This is a genomic window from Pantoea sp. ICBG 828, from assembly GCF_002928355.1.
Taxonomy (GTDB): domain Bacteria; phylum Pseudomonadota; class Gammaproteobacteria; order Enterobacterales; family Enterobacteriaceae; genus Pantoea; species Pantoea dispersa.
Genome location: NZ_POWN01000004.1, coordinates 355508 through 376274, shown reverse-complemented (window position 1 = coordinate 376274; position 20767 = coordinate 355508). Strand labels below are relative to the sequence as shown.

Below are 20767 nucleotides of genomic sequence, written 5' to 3'. Positions count from 1 at the left end.
AAGCATAACACAGTCAGTAACGGCGATTCCACTCGCCGTCGGCCAGAATCTTATCCGGCTTGCCCATGAAGTAGCGGTAATAGGCATCGTAGGCCAGCACGTTTTTCACGTAGCCACGGGTTTCCGAGAAGGGAATGGTTTCGATAAACGCCACCGCATCCAGTTTGCCGCCGCTGGTATTCAGCCAGCTGCGCACCCGCCCCGGGCCGGCATTATAGGCGGCAGAAGAGAAGATGCGGTTCTGACCAAACTGCTGATAGACATACTCCAGATACTGCGTACCAATCTGAATATTGGTCTGCGGATCGAGCAGTTGACTGCTGTTAACGTAACCCGGAATGTTATACATCTTCACGGTATGGCTGGCAGTGCCCGGCATCACCTGCATCAGGCCACTGGCGCCAACCGGTGAGCGTGCTTTCGGGTTCCACGCGCTCTCCTGGCGGGAAATCGCCATGGCGTAGCTTGGCGTGATGCCTTTATCGCTGGTGTATTGCTGATACAGATTGCGCCACGCCAGCGGGAAACGCTCTTTCAGGCTATCCCACATTTTCGCGGTGATGGTGGCCTGCACGCTGAGATCCCACCAGTCCTGTTCATTGGCGTAGCGCGCCAGCATCTGCTGCTGGGTACGGGTTTTGCTGCTGATCAGATTGGCCCACTCGCTGCGCGCCAGGTTATCCAGCCCCCAGTACATCAGCTCGCGCACGCGCGCCATCTCCGGCCCCTGCACCACGCTATTGTCCGCCGCCGGAGCCTGATCCACCTGCAGCGGATACTCGACGCCCAGCCGCTGTGCCGCCACCATCGGATAGAAACCGCGCTGCTGCATCAGCTTACGCAGAATCTCTTCCGCTTCCTCTTTGCGCCCCTGCGCCATCAGTAAATCGGCCTGCCAGTACTGCCATTCATCTTTCTCTTTGGCTTCCACCGGCAGCCGGGCAATCCAGGTGTTCAGGCCGCGACGGTCGTTTTCACTCAGCGCCAGCCGCACGCGCCGCTCAATCAGCGCGGTGGATTCGCTGTTCATCACCACCGCATCGCGCCAGCGCGCCTGCTCCGAGGTGAGATCGGCACCCATCATGCGCCACACCACCGTCTCTTTCAGATCCTGCTCTTCCGCCGGGCTCATCTTCTGCGCCTGAACCAGCTGCGGGATCATCATGCGCGCGTTGTCCATATCCTGACGCGCCACGCGGGCAAAGGCGTAGCTGGTGGCCATGCGGGTAAAGTCGGTCGGGCCGAGGGTGCTGGCAAAGGTGGTGACGGTCTGGGGATTCTGCTGCAGCGCAATCAGCGCGCTGGCGGTGGTTTGATAATCCGCCGGCAGCATTTTCGCCAGATAATTAACCAGGCTGTCGTTGCCGGCTTTCATCGCCAGGCGGATGCGTTCGAGGATAGTGATCGGCGACAGCTGCCCTGAGGCCTGCCACACCGAGAACAGCTTGTCGCAGTCGTTCGGTAACGCGGTCCCGCGCAGCCAGATGGCTTTGGCCCCGTCAAACGCCGCCTGCTGCTGACCGGTCGCCCATTTGGCGTAGTACCAGTTACAGCGCGCCTGCACCGGCTTTGGCTCATCCGGGCTGAAGCTGAGCACGCCCGGCCAGTCCTGGCGGTGCGCCAGCACGTTAACAAAGCGCGTCTGCAGCGAACGCGCCGGCGGCAGCGTCGGATACTGCTGAATAAAGTTTTTCACCGCCAGCCCGGTCTCCTGATCGAGATCCTGCGCCAGCAGGCGGTACTGCAGGTACGGATAGAGCGGATAATCCTGCAGCGTTGGCATCAGCTGCTCAACCTGGTCCATCTGTTTGTTGTCCCAGGCCTGTTTGATTTGCGCATAGCGCTGTCGTTGCTCATCCAGCGAATCGGCCCACACGCTGCCGGCCGTGCTGACCAGACAGATCCCTATCATCCAGTTACGCCACTTCTCCACTCCGCTCTCCTCATTGCTGCGCTCCAGCTTATGCCGGACTCCCTTCATGCTAACCAGGCCAACCGGCTCTTGCCACGTTCTTCACAAAATTTACCCAGGCGCACCGTGATTGTTCAGCGCCTGCGCCGCAATTGTGCAAATAATCATCAGAAAAACTTATTACCCAGCAAATAGCTATGCGTTTTCATTCAGTTACAACTCTGGCACGTGCTTTGCTCTGTTGAATGCCATCTTGTATACCAGCTGGAATTCACTCATGGCATCGACCTTCGGTTTTACGCTTCAGGATTGGCAACGTTGCGCACAGCAGGATGCACAGCAGATCCCTGCACTGCTGGCCGCACATCTCGACGCACTCGATAACCAGGATAATGCCTGGCTGTACCTCGCTTCGCCAGCCCAGTTGCTGGCGCAGGTTGAACCGCTGCTGGCGGCGTATCAGCGCAATCCGGCCGCCCTGCCGCTGTTTGGCGTGCCGTTTGCCGTCAAAGACAACATCGACGTGGCTGGCTGGCCGACCACCGCCGCCTGCCCGGCGCTGACGTATCAGGCCGCAGCCGATGCCTTCGTGGTGGCCAGGCTGAAAACGGCAGGCGCTATCGTCATCGGTAAAACCAACCTCGATCAGTACGCGACCGGTCTGGTTGGCACCCGCTCGCCGTATGGCGCGGTGAGCAACACCTTTAACCCGGCCTACGTCAGCGGCGGTTCCAGCTCCGGCTCCGCGTCCGTGCTGGCGCGCGGCCTGGTCGGCTTCTCGCTCGGCACCGATACCGCCGGCTCCGGCCGCGTGCCGGCAGGTTTTAACAATATCGTCGGACTGAAGCCGACCAAAGGCTGGTTCTCGGCCAGCGGTGTGGTACCGGCCTGCCGTCTCAATGACACCATCTCGGTGTTCGCACTGACGGTTGCCGATGCCTTTAGCGTCGCCAGCATCGCGGGCGGCTACGACGCCGGTGACGCCTATGCGCGCCAGTCGCCACGCAGCGCACCGGCCAGTTTCCAGCCGCAACCCTCGCTGGCGATCCCTGCCGCACCGCAGTTTTACGGCGATCAGCAGGCGGAAGCGGCGTGGCTCAGCGCGCTGGAGCAGCTCACGGCGATCGGTGCGACGCTGCACCCTATCGACTTCGCCCCTTTCCACCAGCTGGCGGAGCAGCTCTATTACGGCCCGTGGGTCGCCGAGCGCACCGTGGCGGTCGGCGAGATGCTCGACCGCCCGGAAGAGATGGATCCGGTGGTGTACGGCATCGTCAGCAGCGGCCGCCAGTACAGCGCCGTCGAGGCGTATCAGGCCGAATACCTGCGCGCCGAACTGACGCGCCAGATCCAGCAGACGCTGGCCCGGTTCGATGCACTGGTGGTGCCGACCTCGCCCACCATCCATACGCTGGAAGAGATGCAGCAGGAGCCGGTGCACTACAACTCGCAGTTCGGCACCTACACCAACTTCACGAATCTGGCCGATCTCAGCGCGCTGGCGCTGCCTGGCCCGTTCCGCGCCGATGGGCTGCCTGCAGGCATCACGCTGATCGCCCCGGCGTGGCACGACCGCGCGCTGGCGACGTTTGGCCTGCGCTGGCAGCAGCAGCTGGCGCTGCCGCTCGGGGCCACCGGCAAAGCGCTGCCGCCGCAGCCCGCCGCGCTGCCGCCGTCACCTGACCACGTGCGCGTGGCGGTGGTCGGTGCCCATCTCACCGGCATGCCGCTGAATTTTCAGCTCACCACGCGTCAGGCGGTGTGGGTCGAAGAGACGCAAACCGCCAGCCACTATCGCCTGTTCGCCCTGCTTGATGGCCCGATCAAAAAGCCCGGCCTGCTGCGCGGCGACAGCGGTGCCGCCATCACCGTCGAACTGTGGGACATCCCGCTGGCGCGTTTTGGCGAATTCGTCGCGGAAATCCCGGCACCGCTCGGCATCGGTTCGCTGACGCTGGCGGATGGACGCATCGTGAAAGGCTTTATCTGCGAACCGGCAGCGCTGACCCAGGCGCTGGAAATCACTGAATTCGGCGGCTGGCGCAACTGGCTGACGTCACAGGGGAATCACTAATCATGTTCAGCACCGTTCTGATTGCTAACCGTGGCGAAATCGCCTGTCGTGCCATCCGCACCCTGAAGCGCCTCGGCGTAACCAGCGTGGCGGTCTATTCGGATGCCGACCGCAATGCGCGTCACGTTACCGAAGCCGATGTGGCCATCGCCCTTGGCGGTGACAAAGCCAGCGACAGCTATCTGCGCATCGACAAAATTCTCGCCGCTGCGCAGCAAAGCGGCGCGCAGGCCATCTGGCCCGGCTACGGTTTTCTGTCGGAGAGCCTGCCGTTTGCCGCCGCCTGCGAAGAGGCCGGCATCGCGTTTGTCGGCCCGACCGCACAGCAGATCGGCGAATTCGGTCTCAAGCATCGCGCCCGTGAACTGGCGGCCAGCGCCGGCGTGCCGATGACGCCGGGCACGCCGCTGCTCAGTTCGCTGCAGGACGCACTCAGCGCGGCGGAAGACATTGGCTATCCGGTGATGCTGAAAAGCACCGCTGGCGGTGGCGGCATCGGTCTGACCCGCAGCGCCGACGCCACGGCCCTGGAGAACGCGTGGGAGAGCGTGCGCCGTCTGGGCGAGCAGTTTTTCAGCGATGCCGGCGTGTTTCTTGAACGCTGCATCGATCGTGCGCGTCATGTGGAAGTGCAGATTTTTGGCGACGGCAAGGGCAAGGTGATTGCGCTGGGCGAACGCGACTGTTCGCTGCAGCGCCGCAATCAGAAGGTGGTGGAAGAGACGCCGGCCCCTAATCTGCCGCAGGCCACGCGTGAAGCGCTGCTGGCTTCAGCGGTGCGGCTGGGCGAGCTGGTTAATTACCGCAGCGCCGGCACCGTGGAGTACATCTATGACGCCGCGCAGGACGCGTTTTATTTCCTTGAAGTGAACACCCGCCTGCAGGTGGAGCATCCGGTGACCGAGTGCGTCACCGGCCTTGACCTGGTGGAGTGCATGCTGCAGGTGGCGGCGGACGATGCCATCGACTGGGATCGTCTGCAGCAGGCACCGCACGGCGCATCGATTGAGGTGCGGCTGTACGCCGAAGATCCGCTGAAAAACTTCCAGCCGAGCCCGGGCGTGTTAACCCACGTCAGCTTCCCGCCGGGGGTGCGCGTCGACGGCTGGATCGAGACCGGCAGCGAAGTGACGGCGTTTTACGATCCGATGGTAGCCAAACTGATCGTGCATGGCGAAACGCGCGACGCCGCGCTGGCGAAGCTGCAGCAGGCGCTTAACGCCACCCAACTGCACGGCATCGCCACCAATCTCGATTATCTGCGTCAGATCGTGGCGACCGACGCCTTCCGCAGCGGTAACGTCTGGACGCGCTTCCTTGACGGCTTTACGCCGGCGGCCAGCGTCATCGAAGTGCTGCAGCCCGGCACCTTCAGCAGCATTCAGGACTTTCCCGGCCGCCTGGGCTACTGGGACATCGGCGTGCCGCCGTCCGGCCCGATGGATGACTTCGCCTTCCGCCTGGCCAACCGTATCGTCGGCAACCACGCCAGCGCCGCCGGGCTGGAGTTCACCCTGCAGGGCCCGACGCTGCGCTTCCACAGCGATGCGCTGATCGCGCTGACCGGTGCCGACTGTCCGGCCGATCTCGACGGCAGCGCGGTCAACTACTGGCAGCCGGTGGCGGTGAAAGCCGGACAAACCCTGACGCTGGGCCGCGCGCAGAGCGGCTGCCGCACCTATTTAGCGGTGCGTAATGGTTTCGACGTGCCGGAGTATCTCGGCAGCCGCGCCACCTTCTCGCTGGGCCAGTTTGGCGGCCACGCCGGACGCACGCTGCGCGTCGCCGACATGCTGCCGATCTCCCAGCCAGCGCTCGCCGCCTGCACCACGCCAGCCCCGGTCAGCGAACCTGAAGCGCTGGATCGCGCGCTGGTGCCGCACTACGGCAGCGAATGGCGCATTGGCGTGCTGTACGGCCCGCACGGCGCACCGGATTTCTTCACCCAGGCCGCCATCGATGAGTTCTTTGCCAGCGACTGGCAGGTGCATTACAACTCCAACCGGCTGGGCGTCCGTCTGGTCGGGCCTAAACCCAGCTGGACGCGCGCCAATGGCGGTGAAGCCGGGCTGCATCCGTCTAACGTACACGACTGCGAATACGCCATCGGCGCGGTGAACTTTACCGGTGACTTCCCGGTGATCCTGACGCACGACGGCCCAAGCCTTGGTGGCTTCGTCTGCCCGGTCACCATCGCCAAAGCCGAGCTGTGGAAAGTCGGCCAGGTCAAACCGGGCGATCGCATCCGCTTCCACCCGATCAGCGCCGACGAAGCGGTCGCGCTGGAGAAAGCTCAGGCGCACAGCGTAACCACGCTGCGCAGCCAGCACGCACCGGCCTTCGCGGTGCCGTCGCTGGCGGCGAGCGACATCGGTTCTGCCACCCTGTTAGCGGCGCTGTCGGCGACCGCCACCACGCCTGCGGCGGTCTACCGCCAGGCGGGCGACAAATATGTGCTGATTGAGTACGGCGATAACGTGCTGGATCTGGCGCTGCGCCTGCGCGTACACCTGCTGATGCAGGCGCTGCGCCAGCGTGCAGAGCCCGGCATTGAAGAGCTGTCGCCCGGCGTGCGCTCGCTGCAGGTGCGCTATGACAGCCTGGTGATCGGTCAGCAGCAGTTGATGACGCTGCTGCTGGAGCTGGAAGCCGGGCTGGGCGACGTCAGCGCGCTGAAAGTGCCGTCGCGCATCGTCTGGCTGCCGATGGCGTTTGAAGACAGCGCCACGCTCGGCGCGGTGGAGCGTTACCAGGAGACGGTTCGCGCCAGCGCGCCGTGGTTGCCGAACAACGTTGACTTCATTCAGCGCATCAATGGGCTGGCGAGCCGCGAAGCGGTGCGCGACACCCTGTTTGCCGCCAGCTATCTGATTCTCGGTCTCGGCGATGTCTATCTCGGCGCGCCGTGCGCGGTGCCGATCGATCCACGCCATCGCCTGCTGAGTTCCAAATACAGCCCGGCGCGCACCTTTACCGCCGAAGGCACGGTGGGCATTGGCGGCATGTACATGTGCATCTACGGCATGGATTCACCGGGCGGCTATCAGCTGGTGGGGCGCACGCTGCCTATCTGGAATAAGTTCCTGCAAAACGATCAGTTTGCCGCCGGCGAACCCTGGCTGCTGCGCTTCTTCGATCAGGTGCGTTTCTATCCGGTGAGCGAAGCGGAACTGACGCAGCTGCGCGACGATTTCCGCGCCGGTCGTGCCCGCATCCGCATCGAACACAGCGAGTTTGATTTCGCGGCCCATCAGCAATTCCTCACCGACAACGCGCCGGAAATCAGTGCTTTCCGTGAACGTCAGGCCGCGGCGTTTGAGCAGGAAGTCACGCTGTGGGCGCAGGAAGAGCAGGAAGCGCCGCTCACCAGTGAAGAGACGCTGGTGGTCACCGACGCAGAGGACGATGCGCTGGCGGTGTGTGCAGACATGAACGGCAACATCTGGAAAGTGCTGGTTGCGCCGGGCGATACGGTGCAGGCCGGCCAGACGCTAATCATCGTGGAAGCGATGAAGATGGAGCTGGCGATTGTCGCGCCGCAGGCCGGCACGGTGAAACGCATTGTCTGCCAGGCGGGCCGTCCGGTAAGTCCGGGCGACACCCTGCTGTGGCTGGCTTAAGGAGCAGGTATGAACAGTAGCGCGCTCCGCAGCAAAGGCCGTCCCGAAGCGCTGGCCGAAAAGGTTTATCAGGCGCTGAAGCAGGACATTTTTGAATTCCGTCTGATGCCGGGCGACCGCTTCAGCGAAAACGAAATCGCCGAGCGGCTGGCGGTGAGCCGCACGCCGGTGCGTCAGGCGCTGTTCTGGCTGGAGCGCGAAGGCTACGTTGAGGTGTGGTTTCGCAGCGGCTGGCAGGTGCGGCCGTTCGATTTCGCCTACTTCGAGGAGCTGTACGACTTCCGCACCGTGCTGGAACGCGAAGCGGTGCGCCGCCTGTGCGCGCTGCCGCCGCTGGCCTGCGCGGAAACCCTGACCGCGCTGAAAACCTTCTGGATCGACGATGCCCGGCTGGAAGATGGCAAAGCGGTATCAGCGCACGACGAAGCCTTTCACATGGCGCTGGTGGCCGCGGCGGGCAATCAGGAGATGGCGCGCATCCACGCCGAGCTGACAGAAAAAATCCGCATCATTCGCCGTCTCGACTTCACGCGGGATGACCGGGTTGATGCCACGTACCGCGAGCACGCTCAGATCTTACGGGCGATTTTTCAGCAACACACCGAGGAGGCACAGCGCATTTTAACCGACCACATTGCCGTCAGTAAGGCCGAGGTCAGGAAGATTACGTTGCATATGTTACAGCAGGCTCGGCTTCAACCCATTGAATAACAACAGATAACACAGTTAGGGGTTTAAATGATGAAACGACGTTCGTTGCTTAAAGCTTTCGCGCTCTCCGCTACCGTTGCCAGCATGGGCTTCGCCTTTACCGCACAGGCGGCAGACACCATCAAAGTCGGCATTATGCATTCGCTGTCCGGCACCATGGCGATTTCCGAAACGCCGCTGAAAGATGTGGCGCTGATGACCATCGATGAGATCAACGCCAAAGGCGGTGTGCTGGGCAAGAAGCTGGAACCGGTGGTGGTCGATCCGGCCTCGAACTGGCCGCTGTTCGCCGAAAAAGCGCGCCAGCTGCTGACTCAGGACAAAGTGGCGGTGGTGTTTGGCTGCTGGACGTCGGTGTCGCGCAAATCGGTGCTGCCGGTGTTTGAAGAGCTCAACGGCCTGCTGTTCTATCCGGTGCAGTACGAAGGCGAAGAGATGTCGCCGAACGTGTTCTACACCGGCGCCGCGCCGAACCAGCAGGCGATCCCGGCGGTGCAGTATCTGATGAGCGAAGATGGCGGCAGCGCCAAACGCTTCTTCCTGCTCGGCACCGACTACGTCTATCCGCGCACCACCAACAAGATTCTGCGTGCCTTCCTGCATAGCAAAGGCGTGCAGGATAAGGATATCGAAGAGGTGTACACGCCGTTTGGTTACAGCGATTACCAGACCATCGTGTCGAATATCAAAAAATTCTCCGCCGGTGGCAAAACCGCGGTGATCTCCACCATCAACGGTGATTCCAACGTCCCGTTCTACAAAGAGCTGGCGAACCAGGGCATTAAAGCAACCGACATTCCGGTAATCGCCTTCTCGGTGGGGGAAGAAGAGCTGCGCGGCATCGACACCAAACCGCTGGTCGGTCAGCTGGCGGCGTGGAACTACTTTGAGTCAGTGGATAACCCGACTAATGCGAAGTTCGTGGCCGACTACCGCGCTTACGCCAAAGCGCACAACCTGCCGAACGCCAGCACCGTAGTGACCAACGATCCGATGGAAGCCACTTACGTTGGCCTGCACATGTGGGCGCAGGCGGTAGAGAAAGCCGGCACCACCGATGTGGACAAAGTGCGCGCCGCGATGGCCGGACAGACGTTCAAAGCACCGGACGGCTTCACGCTGACCATGGACAAAACCAACCACCATCTGCACAAGCCGGTGATGATTGGTGAAGTGGAGGAGAACGGCCAGTTCAACGTGGTGTGGCAGACCGAACAGCCGGTACGCGCCCAGCCGTGGAGCCCGTATATCGCCGGGAATGATAAGAAGCCGGACTATCCGGTGAAGTCGGCGCAGTAAGGGGAGGCTGATGGTCCTCGCCCTCTGGCCCTATGGCCCTCACCCTAACCCTCTCCCGCTTGCGGGAGAGGGAACCGATCGAGCCAGCACGCCGCTACCGAACTCACCTGTAGCAGCGTCTCCCTCTCCCTGTGGGAGAGGGCCGGGGTGAGGGCCTTGCACCGCACTCACCCGTTTTTCTCCCTCTCCCTCCGGGAGAGGGCCGGGGTGAGGGCCATGCACCGCACTCATCCGTTTTTCTCCCTCTCCCTCCGGGAGAGGGCCGGGGTGAGGGCCAGACAACGCCCTACCCCCTAAGGGCCACACCGCACCCAACCTAACCATAACAGGATGATCACCATGACACTCCGCCGTATTCTCAGCTGCCTGCTGTTACTGCTGCCGTGGCTGGCGCAGGCCGGTGATGGCGCTGACTTCGCCGCCGCCAGCCGCACGCAGCAGGCGACATTGCTGCAGCAGTGGGCTGCGGCGCCGCAGGCCAGCCGCTTGCCGCTGCTGCAGGCGCTGCGCAATGAAAGCGTGGTTATCGACCAGAACAAACAGCCGTTCAGCAAACAGGCTGACCAGCTTCTGCCGCTCGACAGCGCCCGGCAGCCGGACGGCGAAACCAAAAAACTTTTCATGAACAACCGGCTGCGCGTGCTGATTGCCAGCGCCCTCGCCGCCCACCAGCTGGTGAGTGACGATGCGGCGACTCGCCTGCGCGCAGCGCAGCAGTTACAAAACGATGCCGCGCCTGACCAGCTGCCGCTGATTGAACAGCGCCTTGCCGCCGAACAGGACAGCAAAGTACGCGCGGTGCTGGCGATGGCCGCCGCGAATCTGCAGCTCGCCAGCCCGGACGCCGCGCTGCGCCTGAAAGCGGTCACGCTGCTCGGTGAATCGGGCGATCCGGCGATGCAGGCCAGCCTGACGCGCTTAACCCAGGCCAGCAACGAACCTGATGCGCAGGTGCGCGCCGCTGCGGCCGCCAGCCTGCAGCACATCAGGCAGCGCCTGATGTGGGGCGATTGGCTCGGGCAGGCGTTTACCGGCCTGTCGCTCGGCTCCATTCTGCTGCTGGCCGCGCTCGGCCTGGCGATCACCTACGGCCTGCTGGGCGTAATCAACATGGCGCACGGCGAGATGCTGATGCTCGGCGCCTACGCCACCTGGCTGGTGCAGAACCTGTTCCAGCAGTTTGCGCCGCAGTGGCTGGCGTGGTACCCGCTGCTGGCGCTGCCGGTGGCCTTCGCCGTCACCGCCGTGATGGGCATGCTGCTGGAACGCACCATCATCCGCCACTTATACGGTCGCCCGCTGGAGACGCTGCTCGCCACCTGGGGCATCAGCCTGATGCTGATTCAGCTGGTGCGCATGCTGTTTGGCGCGCAGAACCTCGAAGTGGCCAACCCGGGCTGGCTGTCCGGCGGCTGGCAGCTGCTGCCGAATCTGGTGCTGCCGTATAACCGCATCGCGGTGATCCTGTTTGTCATCGCGGTGCTGGCGCTCACCTGGCTGCTGCTGAATAAAACCCGGCTGGGGCTGAATGTGCGCGCGGTCACGCAGAACCGCGCCATGGCGGACTGCTGCGGCGTGCCGACCGGGCGCATCGATATGCTGGCGTTTGGCCTCGGTTCCGGCATTGCCGGACTCGGCGGCGTCGCGCTGTCGCAGCTGGGCAATGTCGGGCCGGAACTGGGTCAGGGCTACATCATCGACTCATTCCTCGTGGTGGTGCTCGGCGGCGTCGGTCAGCTGGCCGGCACCGTGGTGGCGGCTTTTGGTCTCGGCATCCTCAACAAAGTGCTGGAGCCGCAGATTGGCGCGGTGCTCGGCAAAATCCTGATCCTCGTGCTGATTGTGCTGTTCATCCAGAAACGTCCACAAGGTCTGTTTGCCGTTAAAGGGAGGGTGATTGACTGATGAGCCAGCCACTGACCTTACGCGCGGTGCGCAAAGCGCCGCGCCTCAGCCTGATTCTCGGCGTCATCGTGACCGCGCTGCTGCTGGTGCTGCCGTTCTGCGCCCTGCTGCCCGCCAGCCATCCGCTGGCGATCTCCACCTATACGCTGACGCTGGTGGGCAAAATCCTCTGCTATGCGATTGTCGCGGTGGCGCTGGATCTGGTGTGGGGCTACGCCGGGCTGCTGTCGCTCGGCCACGGGCTGTTTTTTGCTCTCGGCGGCTATGCCATGGGCATGTACCTGATGCGCCAGGCCGCAGGCAGCGGTTTGCCAGCGTTTATGTCGTTTCTGTCGTGGAATGAGCTGCCGTGGTTCTGGGCCGGCAGCCAGCACTTTCTCTGGGCGCTGTGCCTGATTGTACTGGTGCCGGGCCTGCTGGCAATGCTGTTTGGCTTCTTCGCCTTTCGCTCCAGAATCAAAGGCGTCTACTTTTCTATCATGACGCAGGCACTGACTTACGCCGGCATGCTGCTATTTTTCCGCAACGAAACCGGCTTTGGCGGCAACAACGGCTTTACCGGTTTTACTACCCTGCTCGGTTTCAGCGTCACCGCTACCGGCACGCGTATCGCACTGTTTATCGCGACCGTGCTATTGCTGCTGTTTAGCCTGGCTCTGGGCTTTGCCCTGGCGCGCAGTAAGTTTGGCCGTGTGCTGACGGCGGTGCGCGATGCGGAAAACCGTCTGATGTTCGTCGGTTACGATCCAAAAGGCTTCAAGCTGTTCATCTGGACGCTCTCCGCCGTGCTGTGCGGGCTGGCCGGTGCGCTGTACGTGCCGCAGGTCGGCATCATCAACCCGAGCGAAATGTCGCCGACCAACTCGATTGAAGCGGCGATTTGGGTGGCACTCGGTGGACGCGGCACGCTGATTGGTCCGCTGCTGGGTGCGGCCATCGTCAACGGTGCCAAAAGCTGGTTCACCGTCGCCTTCCCGGAATACTGGCTGTTTTTCCTGGGCCTGATGTTCATCCTGGTCACGCTGTTCCTGCCGCGTGGTGTGATTGGCCTGCTGCGCCGGAGGCGCCATGACTGAGCAACTGTTTACCCAACCGCACCCGGCGGATCGCCATCGTCAGCAAACCGATCCGGTGCTGCTGCTGGAGAACATCAACGTCTCGTTTGACGGCTTCCGCGCGCTGACCGATCTGTCATTGCAGATTGGCGTCGGCGAGTTGCGCTGCGTGATCGGCCCGAACGGCGCGGGAAAAACCACGCTGATGGACGTGATCACCGGCAAAACCCGGCCGGACAGCGGCCAGGTAATCTACGACCAGGATACCAATCTGCGCCAGCTGTCGCCGGTCGAAATCGCCCGTGCCGGCATTGGCCGCAAGTTTCAGAAACCCACGGTGTTTGAAGCGCTGACGGTGTTTGAAAACCTCGAGATCGCGCTGAAAAACGATAAATCGGTGTGGGCCAGCCTGCGCGCCCGGCTTAGCGGTGAGCAGCGCGATCGCATCGACGAGGTACTGAAACTGCTGCGGCTCGGCGGCGAACGCCAGCGGCAGGCGGGTCTGCTGTCGCACGGGCAGAAGCAGTTTCTCGAAATCGGCATGCTGCTGGTGCAGGAGCCGCACCTGCTGCTGCTGGACGAACCGGCAGCCGGCATGACCGATGCCGAAACCGACTACACCGCCGAGCTGTTCCGCAGCCTGGCGGGCAAGCACTCACTGATGGTGGTGGAACATGACATGGGCTTTGTGGAAACCATTGCCGACCACGTGACGGTGCTGCATCAGGGCCAGGTGCTGGCTGAGGGATCGCTGCGCGAGGTACAGGCGGACGATCGGGTTATCGACGTATATCTGGGGCGCTAAGATGTTACAGGTAGCAGAACTGCATCAATATTACGGCGGCAGCCATATCCTGCGCGGTCTGTCGTTTGAGGCTCGCCCGGGCGAGATCACCTGCCTGCTGGGGCGCAACGGCGTGGGCAAAACCACACTGCTGAAGTGTCTGATGGGGCTGATTCCGGTCAAATCCGGCGAGGTTCGCTGGCAGAACCAGCTGATTAACACGCGAAAACCCCACCAGCGCGTGCAGGCCGGTATTGCTTACGTGCCGCAGGGGCGCGAAATTTTTCCGCGTCTGACGGTGGAAGAGAACCTGCTGATGGGGCTGGCGCGCTTCTCCGGCGCCCAGGCCAGCCGGGTACCGGAGGAGATCTACCAGCTGTTTCCGGTGCTGCGCGAGATGAAAACGCGGCGCGGTGGCGATCTGTCAGGCGGCCAGCAGCAGCAACTGGCGATAGGCCGGGCGCTGGCCTGCCAGCCGCAGCTGTTGATCCTTGATGAGCCGACCGAAGGGATCCAGCCATCGGTGATCAAAGAGATCGGTGCAGTGATCCGCCAGCTGGCACAGCGCGGTGACATGGCGATCCTGCTGGTCGAGCAGTTTTACGATTTCGCCGCCGAACTGGCCGACAGCTATCTGGTGATGTCGCGCGGCGAAATTGTGCAGCGTGGCGCAGGGGCGAATATGGAGAGCGAGGGCGTGCGCGGGCTGGTGGCGATTTAGCCGCGCGGCGGGCGGGCAGGCAGAAGACAGGTTGTTAATCTGCAAGAAAAAACTTATGTTTACCCTCCACCCGGCCATTCCGGCCGCAGCGAAGGTTGAGCGAACTGTTACTGATGGAAACCCGCCGCGACGAACGAATCAATAAGCTGGCGCAGGCGCTGAAACACAGCGACACCCTGCACTTAAAACAGGCCGCGCAACTGCTGGGCGTGTCAGAAATGACCATCCGCCGCGATTTAACCGGCGCGACGCAGGGCGTGGTGCTGCTGGGTGGCTATGTGATGCGCGACCCGCGGCAGAACGTGGCGCACTATTTTGTCAGCGACCAGCAAAACCTCAACGTCAGCAAGAAACGTCTGCTGGCACAGCGGGCTGCCGCGCTGGTACAGGCCAACGACACGGTGTTTTTCGACTGCGGCACCACATTGCCGCTGGTGATAGAAGCGATCGATAACGATCTGCCCTTCACCGCCATTTGCAGCGCGATCAACACCTTTCTGGCGTTAAAAGAGAAGCCGCACTGTCGGGTGATTCTGTGCGGCGGCGAATTCCACGCCGATAACGCTGTGTTTACCCCGCTCGAGCAGGTCACGGTGCTGGATGCGCTCTGCCCCAATAAAGCCTTCATCTCTGCCGCCGGCATGGACGCCGCGCAGGGTGCCACCTGTTATAACCTCAATGAACTGCCCATCAAGCATCTGGCGCTGCAGCGGGCGCAGACCAAAATCGTGGTCGGCGACAGCAGCAAGTACGGCAAGGTACTGCCGGCGCGCATTGGTGACTTCTCGCTGTTTGATATGCTGGTCAGCGACAGCCCGCCTCCGCCCGCGCTGCTCGCCGTGCTGCAGGCGGCCAGGCTCACCCTGCACTGCGGCTAGCATTATTCCGCCGCTGCGGAAGATTGCGCGCAATGCGGCTGTGATTGCCGGGTGAAAACGGCTAAACTTCAGCATCTGACGTTCCACCCATTACAGACCAAGAGGCTCATCACAACGTGGCTCAATTCGTCTATAGCATGCATCGCGTCGGCAAAGTGGTTCCGCCGAAGCGTCACATTCTGAAGAATATCTCCCTTAGCTTTTTCCCTGGCGCCAAAATTGGCGTACTCGGCCTGAACGGCGCGGGTAAATCGACCCTGCTGCGCATCATGGCCGGCATTGATAAAGATATCGAAGGGGAAGCTCGCCCGCAGCCGGGCATCAAAGTCGGCTATCTGCCGCAGGAACCTCAGCTGAACCCGGAACACACCGTGCGTGAGTCGGTGGAAGAAGCCGTCGCGGAAGTGGTTGGCGCGCTGAAGCGTCTCGACGAAGTGTACGCGCTGTACGCCGATCCGGATGCCGACTTCGACAAGCTGGCCGCTGAGCAGGGCCGTCTGGAAGAAGTGATCCAGGCACACGACGGGCACAACCTGGAAACCCAGCTGAACCGCGCTGCCGATGCCATGCGTCTGCCGGAGTGGGATGCCAAAATCGCTAACCTGTCCGGTGGTGAACGCCGCCGCGTCGCGCTGTGCCGTCTGCTGCTGGAAAAGCCAGACATGCTGCTGCTCGACGAACCGACCAACCACCTGGATGCCGAATCCGTCGCATGGCTGGAGCGTTTCCTGCACGACTTCGAAGGCACCGTGGTAGCCATCACCCACGACCGTTACTTCCTCGATAACGTTGCCGGCTGGATTCTGGAGCTGGACCGTGGCGAAGGGATTCCATGGGAAGGCAACTACTCCTCATGGCTGGAGCAGAAAGATCAGCGTCTGGCGCAGGAGGCTTCTCAGGAAGCGGCGCGTCGCAAATCGATCGAGAAAGAGCTGGAGTGGGTGCGCCAGGGCGCGAAAGGCCGTCAGTCTAAGGGCAAAGCCCGTCTGGCGCGCTTTGAAGAGCTCAACAACACCGATTATCAGAAACGTAACGAGACCAACGAACTGTTCATTCCACCTGGCGCGCGCCTCGGCGACAAAGTGCTGGAAGTGAAGAATCTGAGCAAAGCGTATGGCGATCGCGTGCTGATTGATGATCTGTCGTTCTCGCTGCCGAAAGGCGCCATCGTCGGCATCATCGGTCCTAACGGCGCCGGTAAATCGACGCTGTTCCGCATGATGTCAGGCCAGGAGCAGCCGGATTCCGGCAGCATCGAGCTGGGCGAAACCGTGAAGCTGGCGTCGGTCGATCAGTTCCGCGATGCGATGGATAATTCCAAAACCGTGTGGGAAGAAGTTTCTGGCGGTCAGGACATTATGCGCATCGGCAACACCGAAATGCCGAGCCGCGCTTACGTCGGCCGCTTCAACTTCAAGGGTACCGATCAGGGCAAACGCGTCGGCGAACTGTCAGGCGGTGAGCGTGGCCGTCTGCACCTGGCGAAACTGCTGCAGGTGGGCGGCAACCTGCTGCTGCTCGATGAGCCAACCAACGACCTGGACATCGAAACCCTGCGCGCACTGGAAAACGCCCTGCTGGAGTTCCCGGGCTGCGCGATGGTGATCTCGCACGACCGCTGGTTCCTCGACCGTATCGCCACCCACATCATCGACTATCAGGATGAAGGTAAGGTGGAGTTCTTCGAAGGTAACTTTACCGAGTACGAAGAGTACAAGAAACGCACCCTCGGCGCCGAAGCGCTGGAGCCGAAGCGTATCAAGTACAAGCGCATGGCGAAGTAATCGCTGTGATAACAAAAAGGCGCCGCGGCGCCTTTTTTGTTGTGCTGCGCTAGCTGCCCAGCATCTGCTTCACCAGCTCGACGCAGCGCAGGAAGCGTGTGTCGTAGTCATCCTCTTTGACGTGCACATATTCAATGTGATTTTCACGCAGCATGGTGACTAGCATCGACTGGAACTCGCGGCGATCCATCGAACTGCCGAGGCTGCGCAGGCCGTCGGCCACCCACGGCACATTATTTTCCAGCAGAATCACCAGGTCAAAGCGGTACTCATCGATCAGCGCCTGCACGAACGGGTGCTCGCGCCCTTCATACTTAAGGCAGAACGCCTGGGTAGTGATGAAGTCAGTGTCGATAAACGCCACCTTGTTGGCGTATTTGACGGCGAAATCGATGTACTGCGCCTGGCCGAGCGCGATTTTGTCGTAGTCGGAGTATTGCAGCGCCATCTCGTCGCCGCCGAGGTGCGAAAAGACATAATCGCGGCCATACTCCCACGCGCTGGTGGTGTTAAAGATGTTGGCCAGCTTGTTAACCAGCGTCGATTTACCGCTCGATTCACCGCCGAGCACCGCCACGGTGCGCACGAAGAACGGCTTCACTTCAGTCGGGATGTACTCCCAGTAGCGGAACGGATCCTGACGAATCTGGCTGCCGCTGATGTTCATAAACGATCGATGCGGATCGATCACCACCGCCGGAATGCCCAGATGCTGCTGATACATCGGCGCATCCGGTTCTTCGCTGGTATAAACGCAGTCGGGCTCAATGCCCTGCTCCGCGAGGAAGGTTTTCACGCCAGCGCTCCACACATCCCAGCCGTGCGGATAGGGCTCGATGCCCTCTTCGTTGAACGAATGGATACGGATGTTTTTCTGGTACTTGAAGGTCTGCAGCAGCCAGCGCAGACGATCGCTGATGGTGGGCTGCTGCGACATGGCGCTGTTCTCAAACAGCTGGCGATCGCGCGGATCGTCATGGCCCATGATGATGTGCAGCTCATCGACCTGGCTACAGGCGCGCTGGATCAGGTAGATGTGACCGGTGTGCAGCGGATAGAACTTCCCGAACACCACGCCCACGGTTTTGTCGCGGCGCGGGAATTCCAGTCCGAGAAAACGGTGCAGCGCTTCCAGCTTCTGCGCGCTCGGGCTTTTGATTTTGGCATTCAGCAACTGGCTCAGATAGCCTTTGGTCATCCCGCTGGCATCAGCCACCTGCTGTAATGTGTGTCCCTGCTGGCGAATCGCGGTTTTCAGATAGTCAAACGATGACATGTGGTGCCTCCTGCATGGAATTAGAGGGATGGTGCGCGTGGGCCCTCACCCCGGCCCTCTCCCGCCCGCGGGAGAGGGGGAAAATCCTGGATAGAGCGATAAATGACAGATCTACGCCGTACTTCCCGCCTCTGCGAACGGTCCCCTCTCCCGCAAGCGGGAGAGGGGGAAAACCCTGAACAGAGCGGTAAATGGCAGATCAACGCCGTACTTCCCGCCCCTGCGAACGGTTCCCTCTCCCGCAAGCGGGAGAGGGTTAGGGTGAGGGAAAAGGTGGAGCCACAAGCCAAACCTCCCCCCAACAACTCCCCTTACAGCTCGTCCAGAATCGCCAGCGCGTCCGCCAGTTTCTTCGCGCTATACACCTTCATACCGTCAATCGCCTTCTTCGGCGCATTCCCTGCCGGCACAATGGCGCGCTTAAAGCCGTGCTTGGCCGCTTCGGAAATGCGCTCCTGGCCGCTCGGCACCGGACGAATCTCCCCGGCCAGCCCGACTTCGCCAAAAATCACCAGATCCTGCGGCAGCGGGCGATCGCGCAGGCTCGACACCATCGCCAGCAGCAGCGCCAGGTCTGCACTGGTCTCGGTGACTTTGACGCCGCCGACCACGTTCACAAACACATCCTGATCGGCCATCTGCAGGCCGCCGTGGCGGTGCAGCACCGCCAGCAGAATCGCCAGACGGTTCTGCTCCAGCCCAACCGCCACGCGGCGCGGATTGCCCATCATCGAATGGTCCACCAGCGCCTGAATCTCAACCAGCAGCGGGCGCGTGCCCTCCCAGACCACCATTACCGAACTGCCGGAGGTGATCTCATCGCCGCGTGACAAAAAGATAGCAGACGGGTTACTGACTTCGCGCATGCCCTGCTCGGTCATGGCAAAGACGCCCAGCTCATTCACCGCACCAAAGCGGTTTTTGTGGCTGCGCAGCGTGCGGAAGCGCGAATCGGCATCGCCGTCCAGCAGCACCGAACAGTCGATACAGTGCTCCAGCACCTTCGGACCAGCCAGCGAGCCATCTTTGGTGACGTGACCGACCATGATGATCGCCACGCCGCGCGTCTTGGCGAAGCGCGTCAGGTAAGCGGCGGTTTCCCGCACCTGCGCCACGCTGCCCGGCGATGACTGGATCTCCGCCATGTGCATCACCTGGATCGAGTCGATCACCATCAGCTTCGGCTGCTCCTGCTCGGCGATCAGGCAGATCTGCTCGATGCTGGTTTCCGACAGCATATTGAGGTTTTCCGTCGGTAATCCCAGACGATGGGCGCGCATCGCTACCTGTTGCAGCGACTCTTCGCCGGTGACGTACAGGGTTTTCATCCCTTCCGCCAGCTTACACATAACCTGCAACAGCAGCGTCGATTTACCGGCACCAGGGTTACCGCCAATCAGTATCGCGCTGCCCGGCACCACGCCGCCGCCCAGCACGCGGTCAAACTCTTTAAAACTGGTCGAGAAACGCGGCAGCGCTTCCAGACTGATCTCCGACAGCTTCTGCACCCGGCTGGTGCCGGCGCTGCCGGCATAGCCGCTCAGGCGCTCATTGCGCGCGGCCGCAGGCGAGGCGGCAATGCGCACCTCGGTAATGGTATTCCAGGCGTGACAGGCGCTGCATTGCCCCTGCCAGCGCGGATAGTCAGCGCCGCATTCGTTACAGACGAAGGCGCGTTTTGCCGCTTTGGCCAAATCAAATCCTCAGTTAACGCTCTTCGTGAATCAGGCTGCCGGTGAGAATGCAGAACACTCCCATCAGGTCAGCGTGGCGGATAATCACTTCCGTCTGCTCATTCACTTTGGGTTTAGCATGATAGGCGATACCCAGCGCCGCGGTTTTAATCATCGGCAGATCGTTAGCACCATCGCCAATCGCCACGGTTTGTTCCGGTGCGATGTCAAAGCGCTGGGCCAGACTGTTCAGGGTATCGGCTTTAAATTGCGCGTCGACGATTTGCCCCAGCACTTCACCGGTCAGCTTACCGTCACGCATTTCCAGTTCGTTGGCTACCGCAGCGGCCAGATGCAGCGTCTGCCGCAGGTGATCGGCATAGAAGGTGAACCCGCCCGAGGCAATCGCCACCTGCCAGCCCAGCGCCTGCAACTTGTGCACCAGCGTGGTCAGGCCCGGCATCAGCGGCAGCGTGTCGCGCACCTGCTTCATGATGTTGGCGTCAGCGCCGGCCAGCTTCGCCACGCGCTCGCGCAGGCTGGCTTTAAAATCCAGCTCGCCGCGCATCGCGCGCTCCGTCACTTCCGCCACCTGCTCGCCACAGCCCGCCAGTTTGGCGATCTCATCGATGCACTCGATCTGGATGGCGGTGGAATCCATGTCCATTACCAGCAGCCCTGGCGTTTTCAGATGGGGGATTTTGCCAAGCGGCGCCACATCAAAGCCAGCCTCATGTGCCAGCTTGCTGGCACGCGGCGTCAGCGAGCCCGCCAGCCGGATTACCTGATACTCATCGACATTCCACGCGCTGACGATCACCATCGCCGCGCCCAGCTGATGCTGATAATCAGTCAGTTTTTGTTTATCGAGCCCGCGCCCATACAGTAACCAGCCAGTCCGACCGGCACGGTAATCCAGCGGCATCACTTCATCACCGCTCAGGGAAAGGGGTAAACCCGGCCAAAGAGAGACATCGGCGGGCAGATCGCACCAGGTAAGACGATTTGGCATTACAGCTCCTGTAGGGACAACAAAACCACGCAAGAGGCTACCTTGTCTGCGCGGGTTCTGGCA

The 20767-nt window shown here is 61.8% G+C and carries 14 protein-coding genes; 10 read left to right on the top strand and 4 right to left on the bottom strand.

The annotated features are described in order from the left end of the window. Positions 1–13: 13 nt before the first annotated feature. Positions 14–1933 (bottom strand): murein transglycosylase, encoded by a 1920-nt coding sequence (gene sltY / locus C1Y43_RS12180; protein WP_104188354.1) that lies wholly within the window; start codon positions 1931–1933, stop codon positions 14–16. A 256-nt stretch (positions 1934–2189) separates the two neighbouring features. Here sltY and atzF point away from each other — a divergent pair, with 256 nt between their 5' ends. The 10 genes from atzF to ettA all read left to right on the top strand — a co-directional run bounded on the left by atzF (position 2190) and on the right by ettA (position 16743). Next, on the top strand, positions 2190–3986 hold the full coding sequence (gene atzF / locus C1Y43_RS12175; protein WP_104188352.1) for an allophanate hydrolase: 1797 nt from the start codon (positions 2190–2192) through the stop codon (positions 3984–3986). A 2-nt stretch (positions 3987–3988) separates the two neighbouring features. Continuing rightward, entirely contained in the window at positions 3989–7606 is a 3618-nt protein-coding gene (gene uca / locus C1Y43_RS12170) for an urea carboxylase (protein ID WP_104188351.1), read from the top strand. Between the two features lie 9 nt (positions 7607–7615). Continuing rightward, on the top strand, positions 7616–8317 hold the full coding sequence (locus tag C1Y43_RS12165; protein WP_104188349.1) for a GntR family transcriptional regulator: 702 nt from the start codon (positions 7616–7618) through the stop codon (positions 8315–8317). A gap of 30 nt (positions 8318–8347) precedes the next feature. Further along, positions 8348–9616: an urea ABC transporter substrate-binding protein gene (gene urtA, locus C1Y43_RS12160; RefSeq protein ID WP_031279577.1), complete on the top strand. Its 1269-nt coding sequence runs from the start codon at positions 8348–8350 to the stop codon at positions 9614–9616. A gap of 339 nt (positions 9617–9955) precedes the next feature. After that, positions 9956–11521, top strand: a complete 1566-nt coding sequence (gene urtB, locus C1Y43_RS12155) for an urea ABC transporter permease subunit UrtB (protein WP_058776209.1) — start codon at positions 9956–9958, stop codon at positions 11519–11521. After that, complete coding sequence (gene urtC, locus C1Y43_RS12150; RefSeq protein ID WP_104188348.1) at positions 11521–12597, top strand: urea ABC transporter permease subunit UrtC; 1077 nt, start codon at positions 11521–11523, stop codon at positions 12595–12597. The genes urtB and urtC overlap by 1 nt, the downstream gene beginning before the upstream one ends. Continuing rightward, the gene (urtD, locus tag C1Y43_RS12145) at positions 12590–13381 is read left to right on the top strand and encodes an urea ABC transporter ATP-binding protein UrtD (protein WP_104188346.1); all 792 of its coding nucleotides are present in this window, start codon (positions 12590–12592) and stop codon (positions 13379–13381) included. Before urtC ends, urtD begins: the two co-directional genes overlap by 8 nt. Before the next feature lies 1 nt (position 13382). Then, entirely contained in the window at positions 13383–14081 is a 699-nt protein-coding gene (gene urtE, locus C1Y43_RS12140) for an urea ABC transporter ATP-binding subunit UrtE (RefSeq protein WP_058776207.1), read from the top strand. A 113-nt stretch (positions 14082–14194) separates the two neighbouring features. Further along, positions 14195–14959 carry a DNA-binding transcriptional repressor DeoR gene (gene deoR / locus C1Y43_RS12135; protein ID WP_058757230.1) on the top strand — a complete coding sequence of 255 codons (765 nt, stop codon included), beginning with the start codon at positions 14195–14197 and terminating at the stop codon, positions 14957–14959. Positions 14960–15075: 116 nt separating this feature from the next. Beyond that, positions 15076–16743 carry an energy-dependent translational throttle protein EttA gene (ettA, locus tag C1Y43_RS12130; protein ID WP_071813584.1) on the top strand — a complete coding sequence of 556 codons (1668 nt, stop codon included), beginning with the start codon at positions 15076–15078 and terminating at the stop codon, positions 16741–16743. 49 nt (positions 16744–16792) lie between these two features. Here the strand turns inward: ettA and nadR are convergent, their stop codons facing one another. The 3 genes from nadR to serB all read right to left on the bottom strand — a co-directional run bounded on the left by nadR (position 16793) and on the right by serB (position 20704). Continuing rightward, positions 16793–18019 carry a multifunctional transcriptional regulator/nicotinamide-nucleotide adenylyltransferase/ribosylnicotinamide kinase NadR gene (nadR, locus tag C1Y43_RS12125; RefSeq protein WP_010618490.1) on the bottom strand — a complete coding sequence of 409 codons (1227 nt, stop codon included), beginning with the start codon at positions 18017–18019 and terminating at the stop codon, positions 16793–16795. 311 nt (positions 18020–18330) lie between these two features. Continuing rightward, positions 18331–19713, bottom strand: a complete 1383-nt coding sequence (gene radA, locus C1Y43_RS12120) for a DNA repair protein RadA (protein WP_021506810.1) — start codon at positions 19711–19713, stop codon at positions 18331–18333. Positions 19714–19726: 13 nt separating this feature from the next. Continuing rightward, positions 19727–20704 (bottom strand): phosphoserine phosphatase, encoded by a 978-nt coding sequence (gene serB / locus C1Y43_RS12115; protein ID WP_058780963.1) that lies wholly within the window; start codon positions 20702–20704, stop codon positions 19727–19729. Positions 20705–20767: the final 63 nt, after the last annotated feature.